We start from the raw sequence: 20,965 nt of genomic DNA, 5'->3' as shown, positions 1-20,965 counted from the left end.
TGCGCCCATTCTTTAAATGATCCTGCACCGGATCAACCCCAAAGAATGAAATTCTTGGGACAACCATTGGACACATTATGAAAGTAGCACAAGAAATTCGCGTTGGTAACGTCATCATGCAAGGCAAAGACCCCATGATCGTTTTGCGCACGGAATACAGCCGCGGCGGCCGCGGCGCTGCCACTGTTCGCATGAAGCTCAAGGCTTTGCTGAGCAATATGGGCACCGAGTCTGTGTTCAAGGCCGACGACAAAATGGACCAAGTCATTTTGGACCAAAAAGAGTGCACCTATTCTTACTTTGCCGACCCCATGTATGTGTTCATGGACAATGATTTCAACCAATACGAAGTTGAATCAGAAAACATGGGCGACGCCATGAATTACCTCGAAGACGGCATGGCCGTTGAAGTGGTGTTCTACGACGGCAAGGCCATCTCCGTTGAACTGCCCACCAGCGTCGAGCGCGAAATTACTTGGACTGAGCCCGCCGTCAAAGGCGACACCTCTGGCAAAGTGCTTAAGCCTGCCAAGATTGCCACCGGCTTTGAAGTGCCAGTGCCCTTGTTTGTCAATCAAGGTGACAAGATTGAAATTGACACGCGCACAGGCGAGTATCGCAAGCGTGTTTAAAACCTTGAACTACGGCCTTGGCCGCAGTCCATCAAGACCTCTTCGGAGGTCTTTTTTTTGCTTGAAAAAAGGTCAGATTGCCTCACAATGAACCTATGCAATCTACTCAAAACCTTCATAACAACGAAGACACTGCCGATGCGTACCGCTTGGCATTCAAAGACCCAGAGTTTTTGGTTCGCCCAGAAACTCGAGGCATTCGATTCCAGCTTGAGTTACTCAAACCCGACCTGATTCAAACCGAACATGGCATTGCCAACACGGTGGTGGTGTTTGGCAGTGCGCGGTTCAAAAGCTTTGAGCAAGCGCAAAGTCAACTTGAAAAAGTGCGGCTTGCGCACCCAGACCTGCCCCAAAGCGAAGCCACCCGGCAGGCCCAACAAGACCTCCAAAATGCCCACTTTTACGAAGCAGCCAGAGAATTGGCTTCATTGGTTTCTCATGGCTGCAAGGCTTTGGGCCCATCCGAGCGCTTGACCATTTGCACAGGGGGTGGGCCCGGCATCATGGAAGCTGCCAACCGAGGTGCCTATGAAGCGGGTGCTGTTTCTGTGGCCTTGAACATCTCTTTGCCCCACGAACAAGCGCCCAACCCCTTCATCACGCCGGCCTTGAGTTTTCAGTTTCATTATTTCGCGCTCAGAAAAATGCACTTTGCCATGCGTGCAAAAATTCTGATTGCGTTTCCTGGTGGTTTTGGAACCTTGGATGAATTGTTTGAAATTCTGACCTTGGTGCAAACACGCAAAGTGACAGCCACACCTGTGCTTCTTTATGGCTCAGATTATTGGAAAAAACTCATCGACTTTGAATGGATGCTTGAATCTGGCACCATCTCAAAACAAGACCTAGATTGCTTCAAATATGTCGACTCACCTGAAGAAGCATGGCAAGAAGTCAAAAAGCTATTGCCTTGCTAGGTGTGCTCAGCGGCTTGGCCCTTAGGGCGCAAACGCCACGCTTGAGGGGCACCGCCGGCCACCGCCAAGCCCATCACCCAAAAAATCAATGAGACACCTACCACCGCTCCTGCGGCCCCAAACATCAGAGGCATCAATACGCTGGAGGCATTGATGGTCATGATTCGCAGGCCAAACGCCTCGCCTTGACGGTGCTCGGGGGTAATTTGATGCAGTGTGCTCATCACCATGGGCTGAACCACACCCAAAACCACGCCCAAACAAACGGAGCAAATGCCCATGGCCAAAGCCGAATCGACCAAGGGGTAAATGGCAAAGATCAAGCCTGTGCCAATCATCGCGCCAGTGAGCAAGCGAAACTCTTCAAGGCGCTTGGCAATCCAGGGCAAGATTACCCGTGTCAGGGCCGAAGCCACAGCAAACGATCCCAGAATGGTACCCACCACCGATGCACTGAGCCCGCGTTCGTGTCCTAAAACTGGCACCACAAAAGTGTGCACATCCCAGCAAGAAGCCAGTAGCCAATTGACCAACAGCAAGCGCCGCATCATGGGTTCATGCAACAAATCCCAAACGCGCGAATTGACGTGCTCAGGCAATTGCGGTGCAATGGGTTTCTCTTGAATATTGCGAATCCAAAGCCATGCCAAAAGCGGAAACAGGGTCAGCATGACAAAGGTTGCTCGAAACCCATCGGCATCGGCTGGCATTGCGCCAGCATGGTCAATCATCAATCCCGAAAAAAATGGACCTATGAAGTTAGAAAATGCGGGGCCAATTGCCAACCAACTGAATGTTTCTTTGAGTTGATTGGCATCCGCAGCCATTCGACCAACATGCCGTTGAAGCGCAATGACAGCGACGCCGGTAGCGCCACCTGTGGCGAGTGCTGCAAAGCACAATACTGGGAATGTGGGCCATACAGCGGCCAGTCCTGCGCCAACACAAGCCATGACCACACTGATTTTTACGGGCGGCTTCAAACCATGTCGGTCTGTGAATCGGCCAGCTGGAATGGCCATGAATACTTGCGTGACAGAAAACAGCGCCAGCAAAACACCCACCGCCATGGTGCTGTAACCCTGCTGCAGCGCCAAAAGTGGCGTGGCCAAACGCATGCCCGTCATACAGGCATGCAAAAAAATCTGCCCTGTAATCAGTTTGGCGAGTTCACGATTCACGGGTTGTCGCTATCCGTGGCATCCGCTTCGTTGGGCAACAGTCCAGCCGCTTGTCCTTCTGACAAAGCCTCTACGCCTCGCAAAGCGCGGTGCATCACATTGCTGCGAGTTTGAGCTTTGTCCAAGGTGTTCAAAACCGATTGCGTTTGTTCTTTGACCTTGGCCAACACATCGCCAAACTTGCCAAACTCTGTTTTGACGGCACCCAAAACTTGCCAAACTTCACTCGAGCGTTTTTCGAGTGCCAAGGTTCTGAAGCCCATTTGCAAAGAATTCAACATGGCCATGAGTGTGGTTGGGCCTGCCAGCGTAACACGGTAATCGCGCTGCAAAGACTCTATCAATCCGGGGCGGCGCAGCACCTCTGCATACAAGCCCTCCGTGGGCAAGAACATGATGGCAAAGTCTGTGGTGTAAGGAGGCTCTACATATTTTTCGGTCATTGATTTGGCTTCCAATCGCACACGCGCTTCCAAGGCCTTGCTGCACAACTCGGCTTGAATGACATCGGCACGCGACTGCGCATCTAGCAAGCGCTCGTAGTCTTCATTGGGAAACTTGGCATCAATGGGCAACCAAACGGGCTCACCATCATCTGAGCGGCCAGGCAAACGAATGGCAAAGTCGACTCGATTTTTGCTACCGGGCCGCGTAGCGTGCTGCGTTGCATACTGATCGGGCGCCATCACTTGCTCTAACAAAGAAGCCAGTTGGGCTTCGCCAAACATGCCGCGTGTTTTGACGTTGGTGAGCAAATGTTTGAGGTCACCAACACCTTGCGCCAAGGTGTTCATCTCTCCCAGCCCCTTGTGCACTTGCTCCAAGCGATCTGCCACTTGCTTGAAGCTTTCGCCCAGCCGTGCTTGCAAAGTTGTTTGCAGTTTTTCGTCAACCGTTTGGCGCATTTCGTCGAGCTTGGCGGTGTTACTTTGCTGAAGCTGGGCCAGCTGCGTTTCCAAGGTGCCGCGCATTTCCGACAAGCGGCGTGCGTTGGCCTCTGACAACTGCTGCACCTGCAAAGTGAGCGTATCGGACAAGGTTTTTTGCAGCAGAGCCAGTTGCTGTGCAAACGCATCCATCTGGCTGTTTTGCGTGCGTGTAGCCTCGGCGCTTTGTTGCACCAAACTTTGCTGAAAGGTGCCCAAGGTTTGAATGAGTTCTTGCCGCCCGCCTCTTGCAGATTCGCTGATGGCGTTGCGCAACTCACGCTCTAATCGCTCATTGGCCGCTTGCAAATTGAGGGCCAATTGATTGACTTGATTAAGCTCATCGGCTGCGTCATCACGTTGGCTCGTTTGTTTTCGCCACAAGGCCAAGACCAAGAAAAAAACCAAGACCAACACCAACAAATTGGCCAGCAACAAAACCCATAAAGAAACTGAACTGTCCATCTTGAGCTTAATTGCCCGTCACTTGATTGAGCGGTGTGAGAGCCTTGCCCTTGGTCAAAAATTCAATGAGGTTGTCTGCCGCCAACTTGGCCATGGCCATGCGCGTTTGAATGGTTGCACTGGCAATGTGGGGGGTAAGCACCACGTTGGGTACCGTCAGAAGCGCAGGATTGAGAGCAGGTTCGCCTTCAAACACATCAAGGCCAGCCGCTGCAATCTGTTTGTTCTTCAAGGCCAATGCCAAAGCCGCATCGTCCACAATGCCGCCGCGGGCAATGTTGACCAGTGTGGCAGTAGGCTTCATGCAACTTAACTCTTTGGCGCCAATGGTGTGATGCGATTCAGCGCTGTAAGGCACCACCAGCATGACGTGGTCGGCCGTGCGAAGCAGTTCTTCTTTGGCGACATAGGTGGCCTTGCAAGCCGACTCAAGGTCTGCGCTCAAGCGGCTGCGGTTGTGATAGATCACTCGCATGCCAAACCCATGCGCAGCTCGCTTGGCAATGCCTTGGCCAATTCGGCCCATGCCAATGATGCCAAGCATGCTGCCATGCACTTCGGCGCCTGTAAACATGTCATAGCTCCACTTTGTCCACAAGCCCTTGCGCAAGTAGTGTTCGCTCTCTGTAATGCGTCTGGCTGTGGCCATGAGCAAAGCAAAACCAAAGTCAGCGGTGGTTTCCGTCAACACATCGGGTGCGTTGGTGGCCAGAACGCCCGCCGATGTCATGGCGGCAATGTCAAAGTTGTTGTACCCCACCGCCATGTTGGCCACTATTTTGAGCTGAGGGTTGGCTTGCAAGAGCGCTGCGTCAATGCGCTCACTGCCCGTGGTGAGCGCACCCACCTTGCCTTGCATTTTTTGCTTCAACACATCAGCAGACCACACCTCGTCAGACTGATTGCTTTCAACTTGAAAATGCTGCGACAGCATCTCAAGCACTTCTGGAAAAATAGCACGCGCTACCAAGATAGATTTTTTTGTCATGTTCGAAACCAAATGAACGTCATCACAATGAACAACGGAATTAAAACGCAAATAGACCAAACCATATAGCCAAAGAAACTTGGCATCTTGATGCCGCGATCTTCAGCAATGGCTTTGACCATCAAATTAGGCGCATTGCCAATATAGCTGTTGGCGCCCATGAATACGGCACCTGCCGAAATGGCCGCCAAAGTAGGCGCCAAGGTGGTCATCAAAACCTGCGCATCGCCGCCTGCGGTATTGAAAAACACCAAATAAGTAGGCGCATTGTCGAGGAAAGAACTGAGCAAACCCGTGATCCAAAAATACATCATCACATTGGGCGAACCATCGGGGTTGGTAACGGCCGTCACCACCGCACCAAAAGGGCCATTGACGCCGGCCTTCAACATGGCAATGACTGGGATGATGGTGAGGAAAATACCCGCAAACAATTTGGCAACCTCTTGCATGGGCCCCCAGCCAAATTGATTGTCGGCATGGACTTGTGTGGGCGTTAGCTTGAGAGAGATGAAGATGATGAGCAAAAGTCCTGCATCGCGAACCAAGCCTGGCAAGCCCACTTCAGTGCCTGCCACATTGAAAACCACATCGGTTTTCCAAACACCCGACATCAAGACCAAGGCCACTACACCCGCAAGCAGAGCAAAGTTGACTTTGCCATCAAAGCCAATTTGACGTGAGTCTGGCGTTGGGTCAAACACCTGGACTTCTTCCCGCTTGTGATAGAACCAAGAATCCAAAATAAAAAATATGACCAGCAAAGAACCCATCAAGAAAAGCGATTTTGGGAGAAGATGTTGCAGGGTCCAGAAAAAATCAACGCCCTTTAAAAACCCCAAAAACAAAGGGGGGTCGCCCAAGGGGGTCAATGAACCCCCTGCGTTGGACACGATGAAGATAAAGAAAACAACCACATGAGCCACATGCTTACGGTTGTCGTTGGCCCTAATGAGGGGGCGAATCATGAGCATGGAAGCTCCAGTGGTACCCATGAAGCTGGCCAAGAATGCGCCAATGGCAAGGATGGCGGTGTTCAGTGCTGGGCTACCGTGCAAATTACCGCGAATGAAGATACCGCCAGACACGGTGTACAAAGCAGTCAAAAGCACAATGAACGGAATGTATTCTGCAAACAGCACGTGGATCAAGTTTTCACCTGCCACATTGGCGCCAAACATGACTGCAAAGGGAATGAAAAATGCCAAAGACCAAGCGGCCACCACCTTGCCGTAATGGTGGTGCCAAAAATGCGGCGTTAAAAGTGGCATGAGGGCAATGCACAGCAAAATGCCCGCAAATGGAACACCCCACACAGCAGTGAGCAGAGCACCATCAAAATCGGCAGCCAAAGCGGCGCTTGGAGCGCCCAAAAAACACAAAGTCAGTGCCATCAAGAGCCAGGGCGAGAACACAGATTTCATATCACATCACCTTATTCGATCAATTCAAGCAAACATCAAAAGACACGCCATCAGGTATTGGGCGTGATTTCAAAAACTTGCGCAAGGTATGCCAAATACTTTTCATCGTCGCACATGCCCTTGCCTGGGGAGTCCGACAACTTGGCAACCGGCTGGCCATTACAGCGGGTCATTTTGATCACAATTTGAAGGGGCTCATAGCCCAAATCATTGGTCAAATTGGTCCCAATGCCAAAAGCCAGCATGCAGCGGCCATTGAACTGCCTGAACAGTTCAATGGTTTTGGGTACTGTCAGTCCGTCACTGAAAATGAGTGTTTTGGTCAGTGGATCGACTCGATGCGTGCGGTAGTGCGCAATCATGCGCTCGCCCCACATAAAGGGGTCGCCACTGTCGTGACGGGCACCATCAAACAGCTTGCAAAAATACATGTCAAAGTCGCGCAAAAAGGCATTGAATCCGTACACGTCGCTGAGTGCGATACCCAAGTCGCCGCGGTACTCGCGAGCCCACGATTCAAACGCAAAGACTTGACTGTCACGCAATCGAGGCCCCAAAGCTTGGCAAGCCTGCAGGTATTCATGGGCCATGGTGCCCAAAGGCGTCAAACCAAGGGTGTATGCATAGTAAACATTGCTGGTACCTGCAAACTGGCCTGCTTGACCAAAACCCAAGCGCCCCGTCAGCACCCTTAAAACCTCTTCGTGCCAAGCTCTGGAAAAGCGGCGACGAGTACCGTAGTCGGCAATTTTGAGGGCTCGCAAATCATCCGCTTGCAATTGCTTGATTTTGGTATCGAGCCGCTGCCTGCCTTCGATCAAATCGGGCATGCGCTGGGTATTTCTGAAATAAACCTCATTGACAATGGCCAATACGGGAATTTCAAACAAGATGGTGTGAAGCCAAGGCCCTTGAATGACGATTTCAATTTCACCCGTCAAACTGGGTGTAACTTGGATGTATTTTTCATTGAGCCTGAACAAGCCCAAAAAGTCGACAAAATCACTTTTAACAAACCGCAGGGTGCGCAGGTAAGCCAGTTCGTCCTCTTTGAAATGCAAGCTGCAAAGCGATTTGATTTCGTTGCGAATTTCATCGACATACGGCGCAAGCTCTACGCCGGGGTTGCGACAGCGAAACCGATATTGCACTTGTGCACCCGGAAACTGGTGCAAGACCACCTGCATCATGGTGAACTTGTAGAGGTCGGTATCCAGCAGACTGGTAATGATCATGTCGCAAATTGAGGCATAGAACAGAGGTGGTAGAAGTGTACGTGAAGCGGCTTACTTTCTCAGGCTAGGGATATCAGGATAAACGTGGTGAAAAGTGAGCTAGCCATGCCCGTCCAAGCAACAGAAAAGCAGCTTGTAAGGTCAATGCTGAAGACTGCCACCTGCCAGTGTCAACACCTGGTCGGCCATGTTGGCCAGCGTCTGATTTTGCTCTGCCACCAGCAGCGTCAAGCCCTGTTGCTTGAGACGCTCTAGCGCGCGTGCCATGGCTTGAACCAAGACTGGCGCAATGCCCTCACATGGCTCGTCCAAAATCAACAAATGGGCCTGCGTCATCAAGGTTCGACCCATTGCCAGCATTTGTTGCTCGCCGCCACTCATTTGCGACGCGGGTCGGTTGAGCATGCCCGCCAGTGCCGGAAAGAGGTCCAAAACATCGGTGAGCTGCAGGCCTGCTTGTCCGTTGGGTAAATTGCGCTGCAAACGAGGGATGGCAATTTCCAGGTTTTGCTTCACTGTCAATGCCGAAAAAAGTCGGCGGTCTTCAGGCACATAGCCCAAGCCTTTTTGCGATCTTTCATGAGGCGTCAAAGCATGAAGCGCATCGCCCTGCCAATAGATCTGACCCGTGGATTGCGGCATCAACCCCATGATGGTTTTGAGCAAACTCGATTTGCCTGCGCCATTCAAACCCCGAATCAACAACAAGTTCCCGCTCTTTACGGTCAAGCTGACATTGAACAACACTTGCGCTTGGCCATAATTGGCATTGATATTTTGCAATTCAAGCATGCCCAGCACCGCCATTGAAAGTAAAGGCTTGTCCCAAATATCTCTGCCGAACGACATCGTTGGCAGCAACCTCTTGCGCTGTACCTTGAGCCACCAATTGACCATCAATCAGAACCAAAACCCGATCGGCCACGCCAAACACAGCATCCATATTGTGTTCGGTGTACAAAACTGTAGTGCCCCCGTCGGTCATGCGCTTCACGCGGTCCATCATGTCCAACCTTTCCTCAGGCGAGAGTCCGGCAGCAGGCTCATCCAACAACATCAGGCCCTCACTTGGATTTGGCAAACCCGCCATGGCCATGGCCAACTCCAGACGTTTTTTTCCGCCATAAGAAAGGCGGTCTGCTGGCGAACGCAGCATGTCGGGTCCTAAATCACTCAGCCCAGCCTCCTCAATCCAATGCATGGCTTCGTGCAGCAAACAGTCGCTCAACACATCGCGCATTGAAACCCCCTGTTTTGCCTGCAAAACCAACTGCATGTTTTGCAGAACGGTAAGCGCTTCAAACACTTGCGCCACCTGAAAGGTTCGGGCCACACCCAAGCCTGTTCGCTGCGCCACCGACACTTTTTGCAAATCATGACCACGCCAAAGCACATGCCCGGCGGCGGCATTTTGCTGGCCTGCCAAACAAGCAAAGCAAGTGGATTTGCCAGCACCATTGGGGCCAATGAGTGCCACACACTCACCCGCATTCAACTCAAAATCAATGCCTTTGAGGGCTTGAAAGCCACCGTAGTTTTGCTTAAGGCCTTGAACGCTTAAAACAGGCTTCATAGCGCTCGCCCATCTGTCATTTTTTTGGCTCTGCGAAGACCCAGCATGCCCTCAGGTGCAAAGACCATCAGAAGCATGATGAGAAAACCCAAACTGCCCCGCCAGTATTCAAAGTGACGCCCAATTTCAGACCCTAAGCCCACCAAAAAGACACTGCCAGCAAGTGCGCCCCAGAGGTGATGAATGCCGCCCAACAAAACCACCATCAAGGCATCGACCGAATTCGAAATAGAAGCCGCAGAAGGAAACACCGCGCCTTTGCTGATGGCCCACAAACTGCCCGACAGACCCGCCAAGCAGGCGCTCAAGAGAAATACCCGAAGGTTCAATTGAGCCACATTCAAAGCACTGGCTTGCGCGCGCAAAGGCGCATCGCGCCCCGCCTGCAAGGCTGCACCAAAACTGGAGCGAACCAAACGCGAGAACCCATACAAAGACACAAAGCACAAGAGCACTAGGGCCACTTGAAACTGCCAGCGCGGCATGGCATTGAAAAATTGCAAACCGATCAAACCATTGTCGCCACCAGTGAGTGACACCCACTGGCTGGCACTGGCCCACACCATTTGCGCAAACGCCAGTGACAACATGGCCAAATAAACGCCCGCACTGCGCAATAACAACTGGCCCATCAACAGTGCGGCCACTGTGGCCACCAAACAACCCATCAGGGCGGCCGACAGCGCATTGAACTGCCATTGCAAGTGACTCACAGCTGCAGCATAGGCACCCAGGCCAAAGTAAGCCGCATGACCAAAACTCACCCAGCCCGACAATGCCATCATGCACTGCAAGCTCAATCCAAACAGCATCATGATGAGCACATCTTCCAAGACCCGCTGTGAGTAGTCATTGACCACCAAGAGGCTCAGCGCGCAGCCGGCCAACACCAACCAGCCTGTCCATTTAAAAATGCGATGCGAACTGCCCATGTTAAATGGCATGACCTTCTCGCGAGGTGCTGCACCAGGAAGCTCACCCATCAAGCCTTGAGGCCGAATGGCCAGCACCAAAGCCATGGTGAGAAAAACCAAGACCAAGGTTGCTTGTGGAAAAAAATGAATGCCAAAGGCATGGACACAACCAATCAAGATGGCAGCGTAAAAAGCGCCAGCAATGCTGCCCAAACCGCCCATGACCACCACTACAAAGGTTTCCACCACCATTTGCAAATCCATTTGCAAATGGGCTGGCATTCTGGGCAATTGCAATGCACCCGCCAGGCCAGCCAGACCACAGCCCAAGACCACCACACTCAACATGAGTGGCGCTGGGTTGACGCCCAAGGCATCTAGCATGTCGCGATCTTGGGTTGCAGCTCGCACGCGTTGCCCCCAGCTGGTCCGAGTGAGCAACAAATGCAGCAAGCCCCACACCAGCGGCCCCAAACAGAGGGTCAATATTTGCCATTGCGGAAAAAAGTCTTCGCCCACTTGAACCGCACCCTTCAAGCCCGGAAAGCGCGGCGCAAAAACTTCACCAGGCCCTAGCAACCAAAGCAAGACATCGTGAATGACCAAGCTCAGTCCAAATGTAGCAACCAGTGGATACAGGGGCGGCGAATGACGCAAAGGTCTGAAAAGAAAAACTTCAGTCAAAGCACCAAGCAGTGCTGCAGCAACAGCACCAAGCACCATGGCCAAGAAGTACAAAGCGGCATGCTCAGACCAGCCAGGTTGCCATTGAGTGACCAGGGTGCCCGCCAGCAATGCACCCAGCATGTAAAAACTACCGTGGGCGAAATTGACAATGCGGGTGACGCCAAACACCAGCGTCAAGCCCGCAGCCATGATGAACAAGGTGCTTGCGTGGCTTAGGCCATTCAAGCACTGAATTAGCCAAAAACTCATTCAATCCAATGTGTGAAGGTGCTGGGGTCAATGCGAGTGGTTTTGAAGGTGTTGACCAAGGCTGCCTCATCGGCATAACCCAAAGACATGCCGCAAACCATCATTTCGTTGTCACCGGCGCCAACGTGTTTGTAAATAATTTTTGAGAAATTGTTCCAAGCAGCTTGCGGGCAAGTGTGCAAGCCCCGCGCTCTGGCTGCCACCATCACACTTTGCAAAAACATACCGTAGTCGAGCAAACTGCCGCGGCCCATGACCTTGTCAATGGTGAAAATCAAACCAACTGGCGCACCAAAGAAACGAAAATTTTGCTGCTGCTGCAAATGCATTTTTTCTTTCTCGCCCTTGGCAATGCCGAGCACGCCGTACAAACCAAATCCGCACTCACGGCGACGGTCAATGTAGGGGCTGACCCATTGGCTGGGGTAGTAGTCGTATTCTTCTGCATAGTCTGCCGCCAAAGCAGGGTTGGCCGCCATGGCATTGTGGGCATCGCAAACTTCATTCACCAATTTGTCTTTGGCATTGCCTTGCAACACATACACTTTCCAAGGCTGCGTGTTGGTGCCACTGGGTGCACGCGCGGCCACTTGAAGCAAATCTTCGAGCACCGATTTTTCAACGGGCTTGTTCAAAAAAGCGCGCGCTGAAAAACGGCTCAAGATGGCAGCGTCAACACTGTTGCCGTCGGCCACCTGCGTGCTAACTTGGGATGTACTGAGTTCTTTCATGAGAGGGTCTCCAAAACTTGAATAAATTGAGAGGGCAAGGGCTGAGGTCGTCGCGTGACTTTGTTCACGTAAACATGCACAAAGTGCCCGCGCGCAGCAGTGAGTTCTTCGCCTTGAGCAAACAAACCCACCTCGTAACGAACACTTGAACTGCCCCGATGCGCCACGCGAATGCCCGCTTCGATGGTTTGCGGGAAAGCCAAAGGCGCAAAGTAATTGCACTGCGTTTCCACCACCAGACCAATGGTCTCGCCGTTGTGAATGTCTAGCACGCCTTGCTCTATCAAATGCGCATTGACTGCCGTGTCAAACCAACTGTAGTACACGACATTGTTCACGTGGCCATACACATCGTTGTCCATCCAACGGGTGGTGATGGGGCTAAAGGCACGATAGGCACTTCGCGGCAAAGCTTGTGGCTTTGCTGCGACGGGTTGGGGCTGAGGATCTGCGGTGGTCATAAGCCTCGATTTTGCCAGTGAAGCCAGTGCGCATGTGCCAAACGCCAAGTATTCATTTGCACGGATACGGTCGTTTTTAAATCTCGTCCATAACCACCGCCCATGCAAATGATCATGGGCAGACCATGCGCCTTGGCCCAATCAAATACTTTTTGGTCTCTGGCTTGCATGCCCGCTTCAGTGAGTTTGAGGCGCCCCAGCCGGTCGCCTTCATGCGCATCGGCTCCCGCCAGGTAAATCAAAAACTCAGGCTTGACACGCTGTAGGACCGTCTCAAGCGCACCCTCCAAGGCTTCTATATAGGGCTCATCGGTACAGCCATCGGGCAAGCCCACATCCAAATCACTGTCGACCTTTCTAAAGGGAAAGTTCTTTTCACCGTGCACAGACAGCGTGAAAACACTGGGATCATTGGCAAAAATACTGGCAGTGCCATTTCCCTGATGCACATCCAAATCGACCACCAGCACCTGAAGCGTTCTTTTGGTCAGCCTGAAATGCTCCATTTGGCAGACCCGCGCCGCCACGGCAATGTCGTTGAAAACGCAGAAGCCGCCGCCTTGGCTAGCACTTGCATGGTGTGTTCCGCCAGCCAAATTCCCAGCAATTCCCTCCAAAACTGCCACGCGGGCTGCCGCTATAGAGGCCCCAGCGGAGCGCAATGAGCGCTCGGCCATGGCCGGCGACCAAGGAAATCCTATTTCGCGCAAAGCTTGCGGGCTGAGGGTGCCCTCTTGCACCGCTTTGACGTAGTCAGGGTCGTGAACCAGGGCCAGTTCGCCCAAGGTGGCAGCGGGCGCCTCCAACATGTTGATCCCGGCTAGCTCGGTGGCAACCCTTTCCCGAAGCATGCTGTACTTGGCCATGGGAAAGCGATGCCCCTCTGGCAAAGGCAATACAAAGTGGTCCGAGTAGAAGGCTTTCATGGGCGAATTGTGACGCGTTCAGACCCTTGCCCATTTCTAGAACGCCGACTCTAAAATGCTGCAATGCAACAAAAAGTGCTTGTAATCGGCTCGGGAGTCCCTAAAATTCAACCCATGCTGCACTGCAACAAGATGTTAGGCCTAGCGACAAGCAAAGCCGGTTCAGAGCAGTCACCTTGAGAGTTTTAGAGTTTTAACTTTTTTAAATTAACGGAGAAATCATGATGACCACAGAACAAATCGTTGCATCCCACAAAGCCAATGTCGAAACCCTCTTCGGTTTGACATCCAAAGCCTTCGAAGGCATGGAAAAGTTGGTCGAGTTGAACTTGACAGCCACCAAAGCCGCCTTGAGCGAGTCTGCACAAAGCACCAAAGCTGCTTTGAGCGTGAAAGATGCTCAAGAATTGATGGCTTTGCAAGCCAACCTGTTCCAGCCTTTCGCTGAGAAAACAGCTGCTTACAGCCGTCACCTCTATGACATCGCTTCTGGCACTTCTAACGAATTCACCAAAGCTTTGGAAGCCCAAACAGCAGCTGCTCAAAAGCAGTTTGCCAACTTGGTTGACTCTGCTACTTCTAACGCGCCTGCTGGCACAGAAACAGCAGTTGCCGTGATGAAAAGCGCAGTGAACGCTGCCAACACCGCTTATGAGTCTGTTCAGAAAGCTGTGAAGCAAGCCACTGACATGGCTGAAGCCAACATGGCTGCTGTGACCAACACAGCAGTTGCCACTGCCAAGACTGCTGCTAAAAAGCGTTAATGGTTCAAACCTGAATCAGGCCAAAGTTCATCTGGCTAAGATCAGACAAAAAAGCCGGTTGATAACCGGCTTTTTTTCGTTCAAACAAAGATGTTGATTGAAAGATGTTCATTGTTTCAGAGCATAGCCGCTGAGCACTTCTCTCAATCTTGGCAAAGCTTTGAGCATGGCTTCCCTGCCCGCTTCAATTGATTTGCGTCTGGCCGCAAAGTCGGCACTCTTCACACCCATTAGCGCGGGCTTGACCACCACGTCGGCATCCTTCAACAACACTGTGTTCAAGCTTTTGCCCATGATGTTGAAGGTCTGCATCAAGATTTGAAATGTGTCGGATGCAGGACTGCCTTCAGGGTCAGTGGAGATATCAACCGCAATGACCACATTGGCGCCCATCTCACGCGCCTGCCTCACAGGCACCGGTGAAACCAAGCCACCATCGACATACTCTCTGCTGCCAATTTTGACGGGTTGAAAAACAGCTGGCACAGCACTGGAAGCTCTTACAGCCGAGCCGGTGTTACCTCTTCTAAAAAGCACTGGCTCCCCGCTGTGCAAATCGGTGGCCACAATGCCCAAGGGCATCTTCATTTGCTCAATCAAACGGTTGCCAACTTGGGTGTTGACATAGCGCGCCAAGGCCTCCCCTCTTAAGGCGCCTCGATTCAAAATGGGCATCATCCAGTCTGTAATTTCTGCCTCTTCCATGGTCTCGGCCACGCGCCTCAATTGGGTGCTGTTTTTGCCACTGGCGTACATGGCTGCAACCAAGCTGCCTGCAGATGTGCCCACCACCAAGTCGGGTTGAATACCTGCCTCTTCTAAAACTTGAATGACGCCCACATGCGCAAATCCTCGCGCAGCACCGCCTCCCAAAGCCAAGCCCAAATTGAGAACCTTCAAAGGGGGTGGCTCTGGTGGCACAACAACAGGTGTAACAGGTGTAACAGGTGCAACAGGTGCAACAGTGCCTGACCCCACCGAAGACGTCTCCACAGCCCCAGAGGTTTTGGACGCTTTGCTTACTTCCACTTTGACGCTGGCGCAGCCCGTTAAAACGAGGACAACGATCAAACTCATGCCACACAGACTGATCCTGAGCAGATCTCGCCATACTGGGCTTGACCTCAAGGGCCACAACTTCACTTGCATAATGTTGAATCTAATTTTGAACTAAATGGGTTTTCATGGAACACCTTCAACAAACCACCCTCAAGCGCTGGCCAGCGGTGTTCATTGCGATGGGCGCTTTGTTGGCGGCCTTTTCGGTCATTGCGTCAGCTTATGCTGCGCATGCCAACAGTTTAAACGGCAGTTCACCGCTGATGGTCCAAGCCAGTCTGAATTTGATGCAATTTCATTCAATTGGCCTCATTTTGCTTGGCATCCTGGGACAGTCAAGGCAAAACGAAAAATGCCTGCAGTTTGCAGGCGCATTCTTTTTACTGGGTTGCTTGCTCTTTTCGATCAACATCTTGTTGCGAGCTTGGCACGACATCCAAACTTTCAGAGCCTTGGTACCGTGGGGCGGCACCAGTTTCATCTTAGGATGGCTGGCCTTTGCTTTGGCTTATGTGCGCAAGAGTTCCAAGCCAACGCCCTCAAATGCGCCTGAACTTAAGCCGCCACCGGCGTCCGAATGAGGTGGTCAAAAGCACTGAGGGCCGCTTTCGCACCATCACCCGCAGCAATCACAATTTGCTTGAAAGGCACCGTTGTGCAATCGCCTGCTGCAAACACGCCCGGCACATTGGTATGACCCTTGGCATCCACCACAATTTCACCAAACTTAGACAGCTCGAGGGTGTCCTTTAAAAACTCGGTGTTGGGTATCAAGCCAATTTGAACAAACACACCTTCTAAGGCCACATGGTGTTCTTCGCCAGATACGCGGTCTTTGAAGCGAATGCCATTGACCACACTGCCATCGCCGGTTATTTCAGTGGTTTGCGCGTTGGTGTGAATGGTCACGTTGTTCAAGCTTTTGAGTTTGTTCACCAGCACCGCATCGGCTTTGAGTTGATCGGCAAATTCAATGACCGTGACGTGCGCCACAATGCCTGCCAAGTCAATGGCCGCCTCAATGCCTGAGTTGCCACCGCCAATGACGGCGGTGCGCTTGCCTTTGAACAAAGGACCATCGCAGTGCGGGCAGTAGGCCACACCTTTGTTTTTGTAGGTTTGCTCTCCTGGCACGTTCACGTTGCGCCAGCGTGCACCGGTTGACAAGATCACGGTGCGCGCATTCAACACACCGCCGTTTTCCATCTGAACTTGAATCAGCCCGCCCGACTCTGTGGCAGGAATCACCTTGGCGGCCGTTTGCAAATTCATGATATCGACACCGTAGTGGCGAACTTGGGCTTCCATGGCGGCGCCAAATTTGGGGCCGTCTGTTTCCAGCACAGAAATGTAGTTTTCAATGGCCATGGTGTCATTCACCTGACCGCCAAAACGCTCAGCCGCAATGCCCACTCGAATGCCTTTGCGCGCTGCATAGACAGCTGCCGCAGCGCCAGCAGGACCACCGCCCACAATCAACACATCAAAGTCTTCTTTGGCATTGATCTTGATGGCATCGCGATGGGCTGCACCGGTATCGATTTTGGCCACAATTTCTTCAACGGACATGCGGCCAGAGCCAAACACTTTGCCATTCAAGAACACCATGGGCACGGCCATGATCTCGCGCTCTGTGACTTCTTTTTGGAACGCACCGCCTTCAATGACCACCGTTTTCACTTTGGGATTGAAGATGGCCATGAGCGACAAAGCCTGCACCACATCTGGGCAGTTGTGGCAAGACAAAGACATGTAAACCTCGAAGTTGAAATCGCCATCGAGGGCTTTGATAGCTTCAATGACATCGGCCTCTACTTTGGGCGGGTGACCCCCCGTCCAAAGCAAAGCCAATACCAAGGATGTGAACTCGTGGCCCAAGGGCAATCCTGCAAAGCAAACGCCTTGCTTCTCACCCTCGCGCACTACGAGAAAAGAAGGGCTGCGCTCATCGGTGCCTGAAGTGTCCAGGCTCACCTTGTCTGACAAACCCACAATGGTCTCAAGCAAACTGCGCATCTCAAGGCCAGTCTCGCTTTCGTCCAAAGTGGCAATCAAGCGGATGGGGCTTCTGAGCATACCCAAGTAAGTTTGCAATTGTGATTTGAGGGTGTCGTCTAACATGGTTTTTCTCCCGACGCGGTGCGCCGATTTATTTTTAAAAATTAGATCTTGCCGACCAAATCCAAAGAAGGTGTCAATGTCTTAGCGCCCTCTTTCCACTTGGCTGGGCAAACTTGACCTGGGTTAGCTGCGGTGTATTGAGCAGCAGTGAGCTTGCGCAATGTTTCAGACACGTCACGTGCAATTTCGTTGGAATGCACTTCCATGGTCTTGATGATGCCTTCAGGGTTGATGATGAAGGTACCGCGCAATGCCAAGCCTTCTTCAGGAATGTGCACGCCAAACGCGTTGGTCAAGGTGTGTGTTGGGTCGCCCACCAATGGGAACTTGGCTTTGCCCACTGCAGGAGATGTCTCGTGCCACACTTTGTGTGAGAAGTGCGTGTCGGTGGTGACGATGTAAACCTCGGCACCCGCTTTTTGGAATGCAGGGTAGTTGTCGGCCGCGTCTTCAATTTCGGTGGGGCAGTTGAAGGTGAAAGCGGCAGGCATGAAAATCAGAACAGACCATTTGCCCTTGAGGCTGGCGTCTGAGACTTCAATGAACTTGCCATTGTGGAAAGCTTGTGTTTTGAAGGGCTGAACTTGCGTATTGATGAGAGTCATGGTTTTACCTTGAGGGTGATTAAAGAAAAATGCTTAATGAGAAAACTCATTGAGACCAATGGTAAACCCTTACAGTAAAAACCCTGATTGGTTTTGATTATGAGTCCGATAGTATTAATTTGGTTCACCCATGCATAATTGACGTAACGTCAACCAAATAAGGGATATTCATGGACATCAAAGACAAGGTCTTCATAGTGACTGGCGGTGCATCCGGTCTGGGCGAAGGCACAGCACGCATGTTGGCCGCCCACGGCGGCACCGTGGTGATTGCAGACATGCAGGCAGAAAAAGGCGAAGCCATTGCCAAAGAAATTGGCGGCGCTTTTGTGAAGTGCGATGTAAGCAACGAGGCCGACGGTCAAGCCGTGGTGGCCAAAGCTGTGTCACTGGGCAAATTGGTTGGCTTGGTAAATTGCGCTGGCATTGCCCCTGCTGAAAAAACAGTGGGCAAAAATGGGGCGCACTCACTGGCCGTTTTCAGCAAAACCATCACTGTCAATTTGATCGGCAGTTTCAACATGATTCGCTTGGCTTCAGAAGCCATGTGCAAAAACGAACCGGAAGCAACAGGCGAACGCGGCGTGATGATTTCCACGGCCTCAGTGGCGGCTTACGATGGTCAAATTGGTCAAGCAGCTTATTCAGCCTCCAAAGGCGGCGTGGTGGGCATGACGCTGCCCATTGCGCGCGACTTGGCACGAAATGGCATTCGCAACATGACCATTGCCCCCGGTATTTTTGGCACGCCCATGGTGTTTGGCATGCCTCAAGAAGTGCAAGACGCACTGGCCGCTGCGGTGCCCTTCCCTAGCCGCCTTGGAACCCCCAACGATTACGCCAAATTGGTGAAGCACATCTTGGAAAACGACATGCTCAATGGCGAGGTCATCCGCTTGGACGGCGCCATTCGACTGGCCCCAAAATAAGTCATACTCTGCCTTCCAATTCTGGGAGGGCGTCTATGAATTTTCCAAAATCTCGCAGCAAGCTGATGCTTGCTGCTGTTGTTTTGGCTGGCGCTTTAAGTGCTTGTGCACTCAAGCAAAATTCATATCTTCTGGCCACCCCAGACCAACCCAAAGACCAGGCTGGCCATCAGGCAAAACCGGGATGGGCCACCCAAGGGTTTTCTGTGGCAGCGGCCCACCCATTGGCCACGGATGCTGGCTATCAAGTCCTCAAAGCTGGTGGCTCGGCCATCGATGCGGCCATTGCCGTTCAAATGGTTTTGACTTTGGTTGAGCCTCAGTCGAGTGGCATTGGTGGGGGTGCCTTTGTGCTTCACCACGATGGCAAAAAAGTAGAGGCCTATGATGGTCGAGAAGTTGCGCCCTCTGCCGCTACAGACAAACTCTTTTTGGATACTCAAGGCAAACCTTTGCCCTTCATGGAGGCCGTCTTAAGCGGCCTTTCCGTGGGTGTGCCTGGCACTTTGAGCGTGCTTGAAACCGCCCACAAAGAACATGGCAAGCTGCCATGGGCCACCCTCATGCAACCGGCAATTCAATTGGCGGAGCAAGGCTTCAAAATCAGCCCCCGATTGCACCAAGCCTTGCTTGCCGAAAATGATTTGATCAATGACGCCGTGGCTGCCAGCTACTTCTATGATGCCCAGCGCAAGCCCCATCCAGTGGGCTATGTTCTCAAAAATCCAGAATTGGCGGCCGTCCTGCGCGACATTGCCAATCGGGGTTCCCTGGCCTTAAAGCAAGGGGCTGTGGCACAAGCCTTGGTGCAAAAAGTTCGCCAACATCCCACCAAACCTGGCAGCATGACGCTGCAAGATTTGGCCCAATACAAAGTCATAAAGCGCGAGCCTTTGTGCTTTGACCATGTGGTTCAAACCACAAGCAAAGGCTTTCAGATTTGTGGCTTTCCTCCACCAAGCTCAGGCGCTTTGGCCATTGGACAAATATTGGGCATCTTGAACAACACCCCCGCCGGAAAAATGCCGCTGCAGCAAGGCTTGCCCGCCAGTGAATGGCTGCACTTCTACACCGAGGCCGCTCGCTTGGCATTTGCAGACCGAGCGCAGTTTGTGGGCGATCCCGACTTTGTGAAAGCGCCGAGTGGCAATTGGAAATCCATGTTGCACCCCACCTACCTCCAGCAGCGCAGCCGCCTCATTGGCGAGCAAAGCATGAAGGTGGCAAAAGCAGGCAATCCAGCTGAATTTAAAACTGCCTACGCACCCATGCCTCACCAAGATGAATTCGGCACCAGCCACATCAGTGTGATTGACCAGTACGGCAACTCAGTGGCCATGACTACCACCATAGAAGCGGTATTTGGCTCAAGGCTGATGGTGAATACTGGCCAAGGTCGGCAAGGTGGATTTTTGCTGAACAACGAACTCACAGACTTTAGCTTTGCGCCAAGCGATGCCAAAGGCTTGCCCATCGCCAACCGCGTTGAAGCTGGCAAGCGTCCGCGCTCTTCGATGTCGCCCACACTGGTGTTTGAAAAAGACACCGGCCAACTCAAAATGACGGGTGGCAGCCCTGGTGGTGCCGTCATCATTCACTACACCGGCAAGCTGCTCATTGGCACATTGCAATGGGGCTTGAACACGCAGCAAGCCATCAATTTGCCCAACTTCGGTTCGCTCAACGGACCCACTGTGTTAGAAGAAAAAAGGTTTCCAGAACAAACACTCAAGGCGCTGCAGGCCAGGGGCCACGAGGTTCGTGAAATGCCTTTGCCCAGCGGGCTTCAGGCCATTGAAGTAACACCCAAAGGCTTCTTTGGCGGCGCAGATCCGCGCCGTGAAGGGGTGGTGATGGGCCCCAAGCCTTAGACCATAGGATCTAGGCTTGCGAGCCCCTTTGCTCAATACGCTTGGCCGAGTTGACCCAAGATGGCTGGGTTTTCCAAGGTGCTGATGTCTTGCGTAATTTGCTCGCCTTTGGCCAAGCTGCGAAGCAAGCGGCGCATAATTTTGCCGGAACGTGTTTTGGGCAAGTTCTCGCCAAAGCGAATGTCTTTGGGCTTGGCAATGGGGCCAATTTCTTTGGCAATGTGATCGCGCAATTGTTTGGCAATGGCCTTGCCTTCGTCGCCTGTGGGCAAGGGGCGTTTGAGCACCACAAAAGCACAAATAG

General features: G+C 52.4%; 20 protein-coding genes and 1 pseudogene. 6 read left to right on the top strand and 15 right to left on the bottom strand.

Annotation, left to right across the window (positions count from 1 at the left end; all coding sequences use genetic code 11):
- The first annotated feature begins 77 nt into the window (after positions 1-77).
- Positions 78-632: an elongation factor P gene (gene efp / locus B9Z32_RS11825; protein WP_108421651.1), complete on the top strand. Its 555-nt coding sequence runs from the start codon at positions 78-80 to the stop codon at positions 630-632.
- A gap of 95 nt (positions 633-727) precedes the next feature.
- Positions 728-1,552, top strand: a complete 825-nt coding sequence (locus B9Z32_RS11820; protein WP_108421650.1) for a TIGR00730 family Rossman fold protein — start codon at positions 728-730, stop codon at positions 1,550-1,552.
- Here B9Z32_RS11820 and B9Z32_RS11815 read toward each other — a convergent pair.
- The 11 genes from B9Z32_RS11815 to B9Z32_RS11765 form a co-directional block, all read right to left on the bottom strand.
- Positions 1,549-2,733: an MFS transporter gene (locus B9Z32_RS11815; protein WP_108421649.1), complete on the bottom strand. Its 1,185-nt coding sequence runs from the start codon at positions 2,731-2,733 to the stop codon at positions 1,549-1,551. The genes B9Z32_RS11820 and B9Z32_RS11815 overlap by 4 nt on opposite strands.
- Positions 2,730-4,124 carry a DNA recombination protein RmuC gene (gene rmuC, locus B9Z32_RS11810; protein ID WP_108421648.1) on the bottom strand — a complete coding sequence of 465 codons (1,395 nt, stop codon included), beginning with the start codon at positions 4,122-4,124 and terminating at the stop codon, positions 2,730-2,732. The genes B9Z32_RS11815 and rmuC overlap by 4 nt, the downstream gene beginning before the upstream one ends.
- Positions 4,125-4,131: 7 nt before the next feature.
- Positions 4,132-5,112 (bottom strand): D-glycerate dehydrogenase, encoded by a 981-nt coding sequence (locus B9Z32_RS11805; protein ID WP_108421647.1) that lies wholly within the window; start codon positions 5,110-5,112, stop codon positions 4,132-4,134.
- Entirely contained in the window at positions 5,109-6,536 is a 1,428-nt protein-coding gene (locus B9Z32_RS11800) for a sodium:proton antiporter (protein ID WP_108421646.1), read from the bottom strand. The genes B9Z32_RS11805 and B9Z32_RS11800 overlap by 4 nt, the downstream gene beginning before the upstream one ends.
- Positions 6,537-6,586: 50 nt before the next feature.
- Positions 6,587-7,771, bottom strand: a complete 1,185-nt coding sequence (pncB, locus tag B9Z32_RS11795) for a nicotinate phosphoribosyltransferase (RefSeq protein WP_108421645.1) — start codon at positions 7,769-7,771, stop codon at positions 6,587-6,589.
- Positions 7,772-7,912: 141 nt separating this feature from the next.
- Entirely contained in the window at positions 7,913-8,563 is a 651-nt protein-coding gene (locus tag B9Z32_RS11790) for an ABC transporter ATP-binding protein (protein WP_108421874.1), read from the bottom strand.
- Entirely contained in the window at positions 8,556-9,344 is a 789-nt protein-coding gene (locus B9Z32_RS11785) for an ABC transporter ATP-binding protein (protein ID WP_108421644.1), read from the bottom strand. Before B9Z32_RS11785 ends, B9Z32_RS11790 begins: the two co-directional genes overlap by 8 nt.
- A complete protein-coding gene (locus B9Z32_RS11780) occupies positions 9,341-11,194 on the bottom strand; it encodes an ABC transporter permease (RefSeq protein ID WP_108421643.1) in 1,854 nt (617 codons plus the stop codon). Before B9Z32_RS11780 ends, B9Z32_RS11785 begins: the two co-directional genes overlap by 4 nt.
- Positions 11,191-11,925, bottom strand: coding sequence for a nitroreductase (locus B9Z32_RS11775; RefSeq protein WP_108421642.1), 735 nt, complete (start codon positions 11,923-11,925; stop codon positions 11,191-11,193). The genes B9Z32_RS11780 and B9Z32_RS11775 overlap by 4 nt, the downstream gene beginning before the upstream one ends.
- The gene (locus tag B9Z32_RS11770; protein WP_108421641.1) at positions 11,922-12,386 is read right to left on the bottom strand and encodes a thioesterase family protein; all 465 of its coding nucleotides are present in this window, start codon (positions 12,384-12,386) and stop codon (positions 11,922-11,924) included. The genes B9Z32_RS11775 and B9Z32_RS11770 overlap by 4 nt, the downstream gene beginning before the upstream one ends.
- A complete protein-coding gene (locus B9Z32_RS11765) occupies positions 12,383-13,312 on the bottom strand; it encodes a histone deacetylase (protein WP_108421640.1) in 930 nt (309 codons plus the stop codon). The genes B9Z32_RS11770 and B9Z32_RS11765 overlap by 4 nt, the downstream gene beginning before the upstream one ends.
- Before the next feature lie 218 nt (positions 13,313-13,530).
- On the opposite strand from B9Z32_RS11765, the gene phaP reads away from it, so the two are divergent.
- Positions 13,531-14,076, top strand: coding sequence for a TIGR01841 family phasin (gene phaP, locus B9Z32_RS11760; protein WP_108421639.1), 546 nt, complete (start codon positions 13,531-13,533; stop codon positions 14,074-14,076).
- A gap of 108 nt (positions 14,077-14,184) precedes the next feature.
- On the opposite strand, the gene B9Z32_RS11755 is transcribed toward phaP, so the two are convergent.
- The gene (locus B9Z32_RS11755) at positions 14,185-15,153 is read right to left on the bottom strand and encodes a patatin-like phospholipase family protein (protein ID WP_108421873.1); all 969 of its coding nucleotides are present in this window, start codon (positions 15,151-15,153) and stop codon (positions 14,185-14,187) included.
- 107 nt (positions 15,154-15,260) lie between these two features.
- Between B9Z32_RS11755 and B9Z32_RS11750 the strand changes: the two genes are divergently transcribed.
- A complete protein-coding gene (locus B9Z32_RS11750; protein WP_108421638.1) occupies positions 15,261-15,716 on the top strand; it encodes a DUF423 domain-containing protein in 456 nt (151 codons plus the stop codon).
- On the opposite strand, the gene ahpF is transcribed toward B9Z32_RS11750, so the two are convergent.
- Together ahpF and ahpC are read right to left on the bottom strand one after the other, a co-directional pair.
- The gene (ahpF, locus tag B9Z32_RS11745) at positions 15,691-17,256 is read right to left on the bottom strand and encodes an alkyl hydroperoxide reductase subunit F (protein WP_108421637.1); all 1,566 of its coding nucleotides are present in this window, start codon (positions 17,254-17,256) and stop codon (positions 15,691-15,693) included. The two genes, B9Z32_RS11750 and ahpF, sit on opposite strands and share 26 nt — an antisense overlap.
- A gap of 41 nt (positions 17,257-17,297) precedes the next feature.
- Entirely contained in the window at positions 17,298-17,861 is a 564-nt protein-coding gene (gene ahpC / locus B9Z32_RS11740; RefSeq protein WP_108421636.1) for an alkyl hydroperoxide reductase subunit C, read from the bottom strand.
- Positions 17,862-18,031: 170 nt separating this feature from the next.
- Between ahpC and B9Z32_RS11735 the strand changes: the two genes are divergently transcribed.
- Together B9Z32_RS11735 and ggt are read left to right on the top strand one after the other, a co-directional pair.
- Positions 18,032-18,790 carry a 3-hydroxyacyl-CoA dehydrogenase gene (locus tag B9Z32_RS11735; protein ID WP_108421635.1) on the top strand — a complete coding sequence of 253 codons (759 nt, stop codon included), beginning with the start codon at positions 18,032-18,034 and terminating at the stop codon, positions 18,788-18,790.
- A gap of 35 nt (positions 18,791-18,825) precedes the next feature.
- Positions 18,826-20,661 (top strand): gamma-glutamyltransferase, encoded by a 1,836-nt coding sequence (gene ggt / locus B9Z32_RS11730; protein WP_108421634.1) that lies wholly within the window; start codon positions 18,826-18,828, stop codon positions 20,659-20,661.
- A 32-nt stretch (positions 20,662-20,693) separates the two neighbouring features.
- On the opposite strand, the pseudogene B9Z32_RS11725 reads toward ggt, so the two are convergent.
- Positions 20,694-20,965 (bottom strand): annotated as a pseudogene (locus tag B9Z32_RS11725) (acetyl-coenzyme A synthetase); the annotation flags it as partial.

Source organism: Limnohabitans sp. MMS-10A-178, assembly GCF_003063375.1.
In the GTDB taxonomy this organism is placed as follows: Bacteria; Pseudomonadota; Gammaproteobacteria; order Burkholderiales; family Burkholderiaceae_C; genus Limnohabitans_A.
Note: the sequence above shows the minus strand (reverse complement) of the source record. Positions and strands in the feature narration are given on the sequence as shown.

Coding starts and splice junctions, on each gene's coding strand:
- B9Z32_RS11780 (WP_108421643.1), bottom strand. CDS start 11,194: ATGAGTTTTTGGCTAATTCAGTGCTTGAATGGCCTAAGCCACGCAAGC.
- B9Z32_RS11800 (WP_108421646.1), bottom strand. CDS start 6,536: ATGAAATCTGTGTTCTCGCCCTGGCTCTTGATGGCACTGACTTTGTGT.
- B9Z32_RS11750 (WP_108421638.1), top strand. CDS start 15,261: ATGGAACACCTTCAACAAACCACCCTCAAGCGCTGGCCAGCGGTGTTC.
- B9Z32_RS11755 (WP_108421873.1), bottom strand. CDS start 15,153: ATGAGTTTGATCGTTGTCCTCGTTTTAACGGGCTGCGCCAGCGTCAAA.
- B9Z32_RS11775 (WP_108421642.1), bottom strand. CDS start 11,925: ATGAAAGAACTCAGTACATCCCAAGTTAGCACGCAGGTGGCCGACGGC.
- B9Z32_RS11785 (WP_108421644.1), bottom strand. CDS start 9,344: ATGAAGCCTGTTTTAAGCGTTCAAGGCCTTAAGCAAAACTACGGTGGC.
- pncB (WP_108421645.1), bottom strand. CDS start 7,771: ATGATCATTACCAGTCTGCTGGATACCGACCTCTACAAGTTCACCATG.
- ahpC (WP_108421636.1), bottom strand. CDS start 17,861: ATGACTCTCATCAATACGCAAGTTCAGCCCTTCAAAACACAAGCTTTC.
- efp (WP_108421651.1), top strand. CDS start 78: ATGAAAGTAGCACAAGAAATTCGCGTTGGTAACGTCATCATGCAAGGC.
- ggt (WP_108421634.1), top strand. CDS start 18,826: ATGAATTTTCCAAAATCTCGCAGCAAGCTGATGCTTGCTGCTGTTGTT.
- B9Z32_RS11790 (WP_108421874.1), bottom strand. CDS start 8,563: ATGCTTGAATTGCAAAATATCAATGCCAATTATGGCCAAGCGCAAGTG.
- rmuC (WP_108421648.1), bottom strand. CDS start 4,124: ATGGACAGTTCAGTTTCTTTATGGGTTTTGTTGCTGGCCAATTTGTTG.
- B9Z32_RS11765 (WP_108421640.1), bottom strand. CDS start 13,312: ATGAAAGCCTTCTACTCGGACCACTTTGTATTGCCTTTGCCAGAGGGG.
- B9Z32_RS11735 (WP_108421635.1), top strand. CDS start 18,032: ATGGACATCAAAGACAAGGTCTTCATAGTGACTGGCGGTGCATCCGGT.
- B9Z32_RS11770 (WP_108421641.1), bottom strand. CDS start 12,386: ATGACCACCGCAGATCCTCAGCCCCAACCCGTCGCAGCAAAGCCACAA.
- B9Z32_RS11805 (WP_108421647.1), bottom strand. CDS start 5,112: ATGACAAAAAAATCTATCTTGGTAGCGCGTGCTATTTTTCCAGAAGTG.
- ahpF (WP_108421637.1), bottom strand. CDS start 17,256: ATGTTAGACGACACCCTCAAATCACAATTGCAAACTTACTTGGGTATG.
- B9Z32_RS11820 (WP_108421650.1), top strand. CDS start 728: ATGCAATCTACTCAAAACCTTCATAACAACGAAGACACTGCCGATGCG.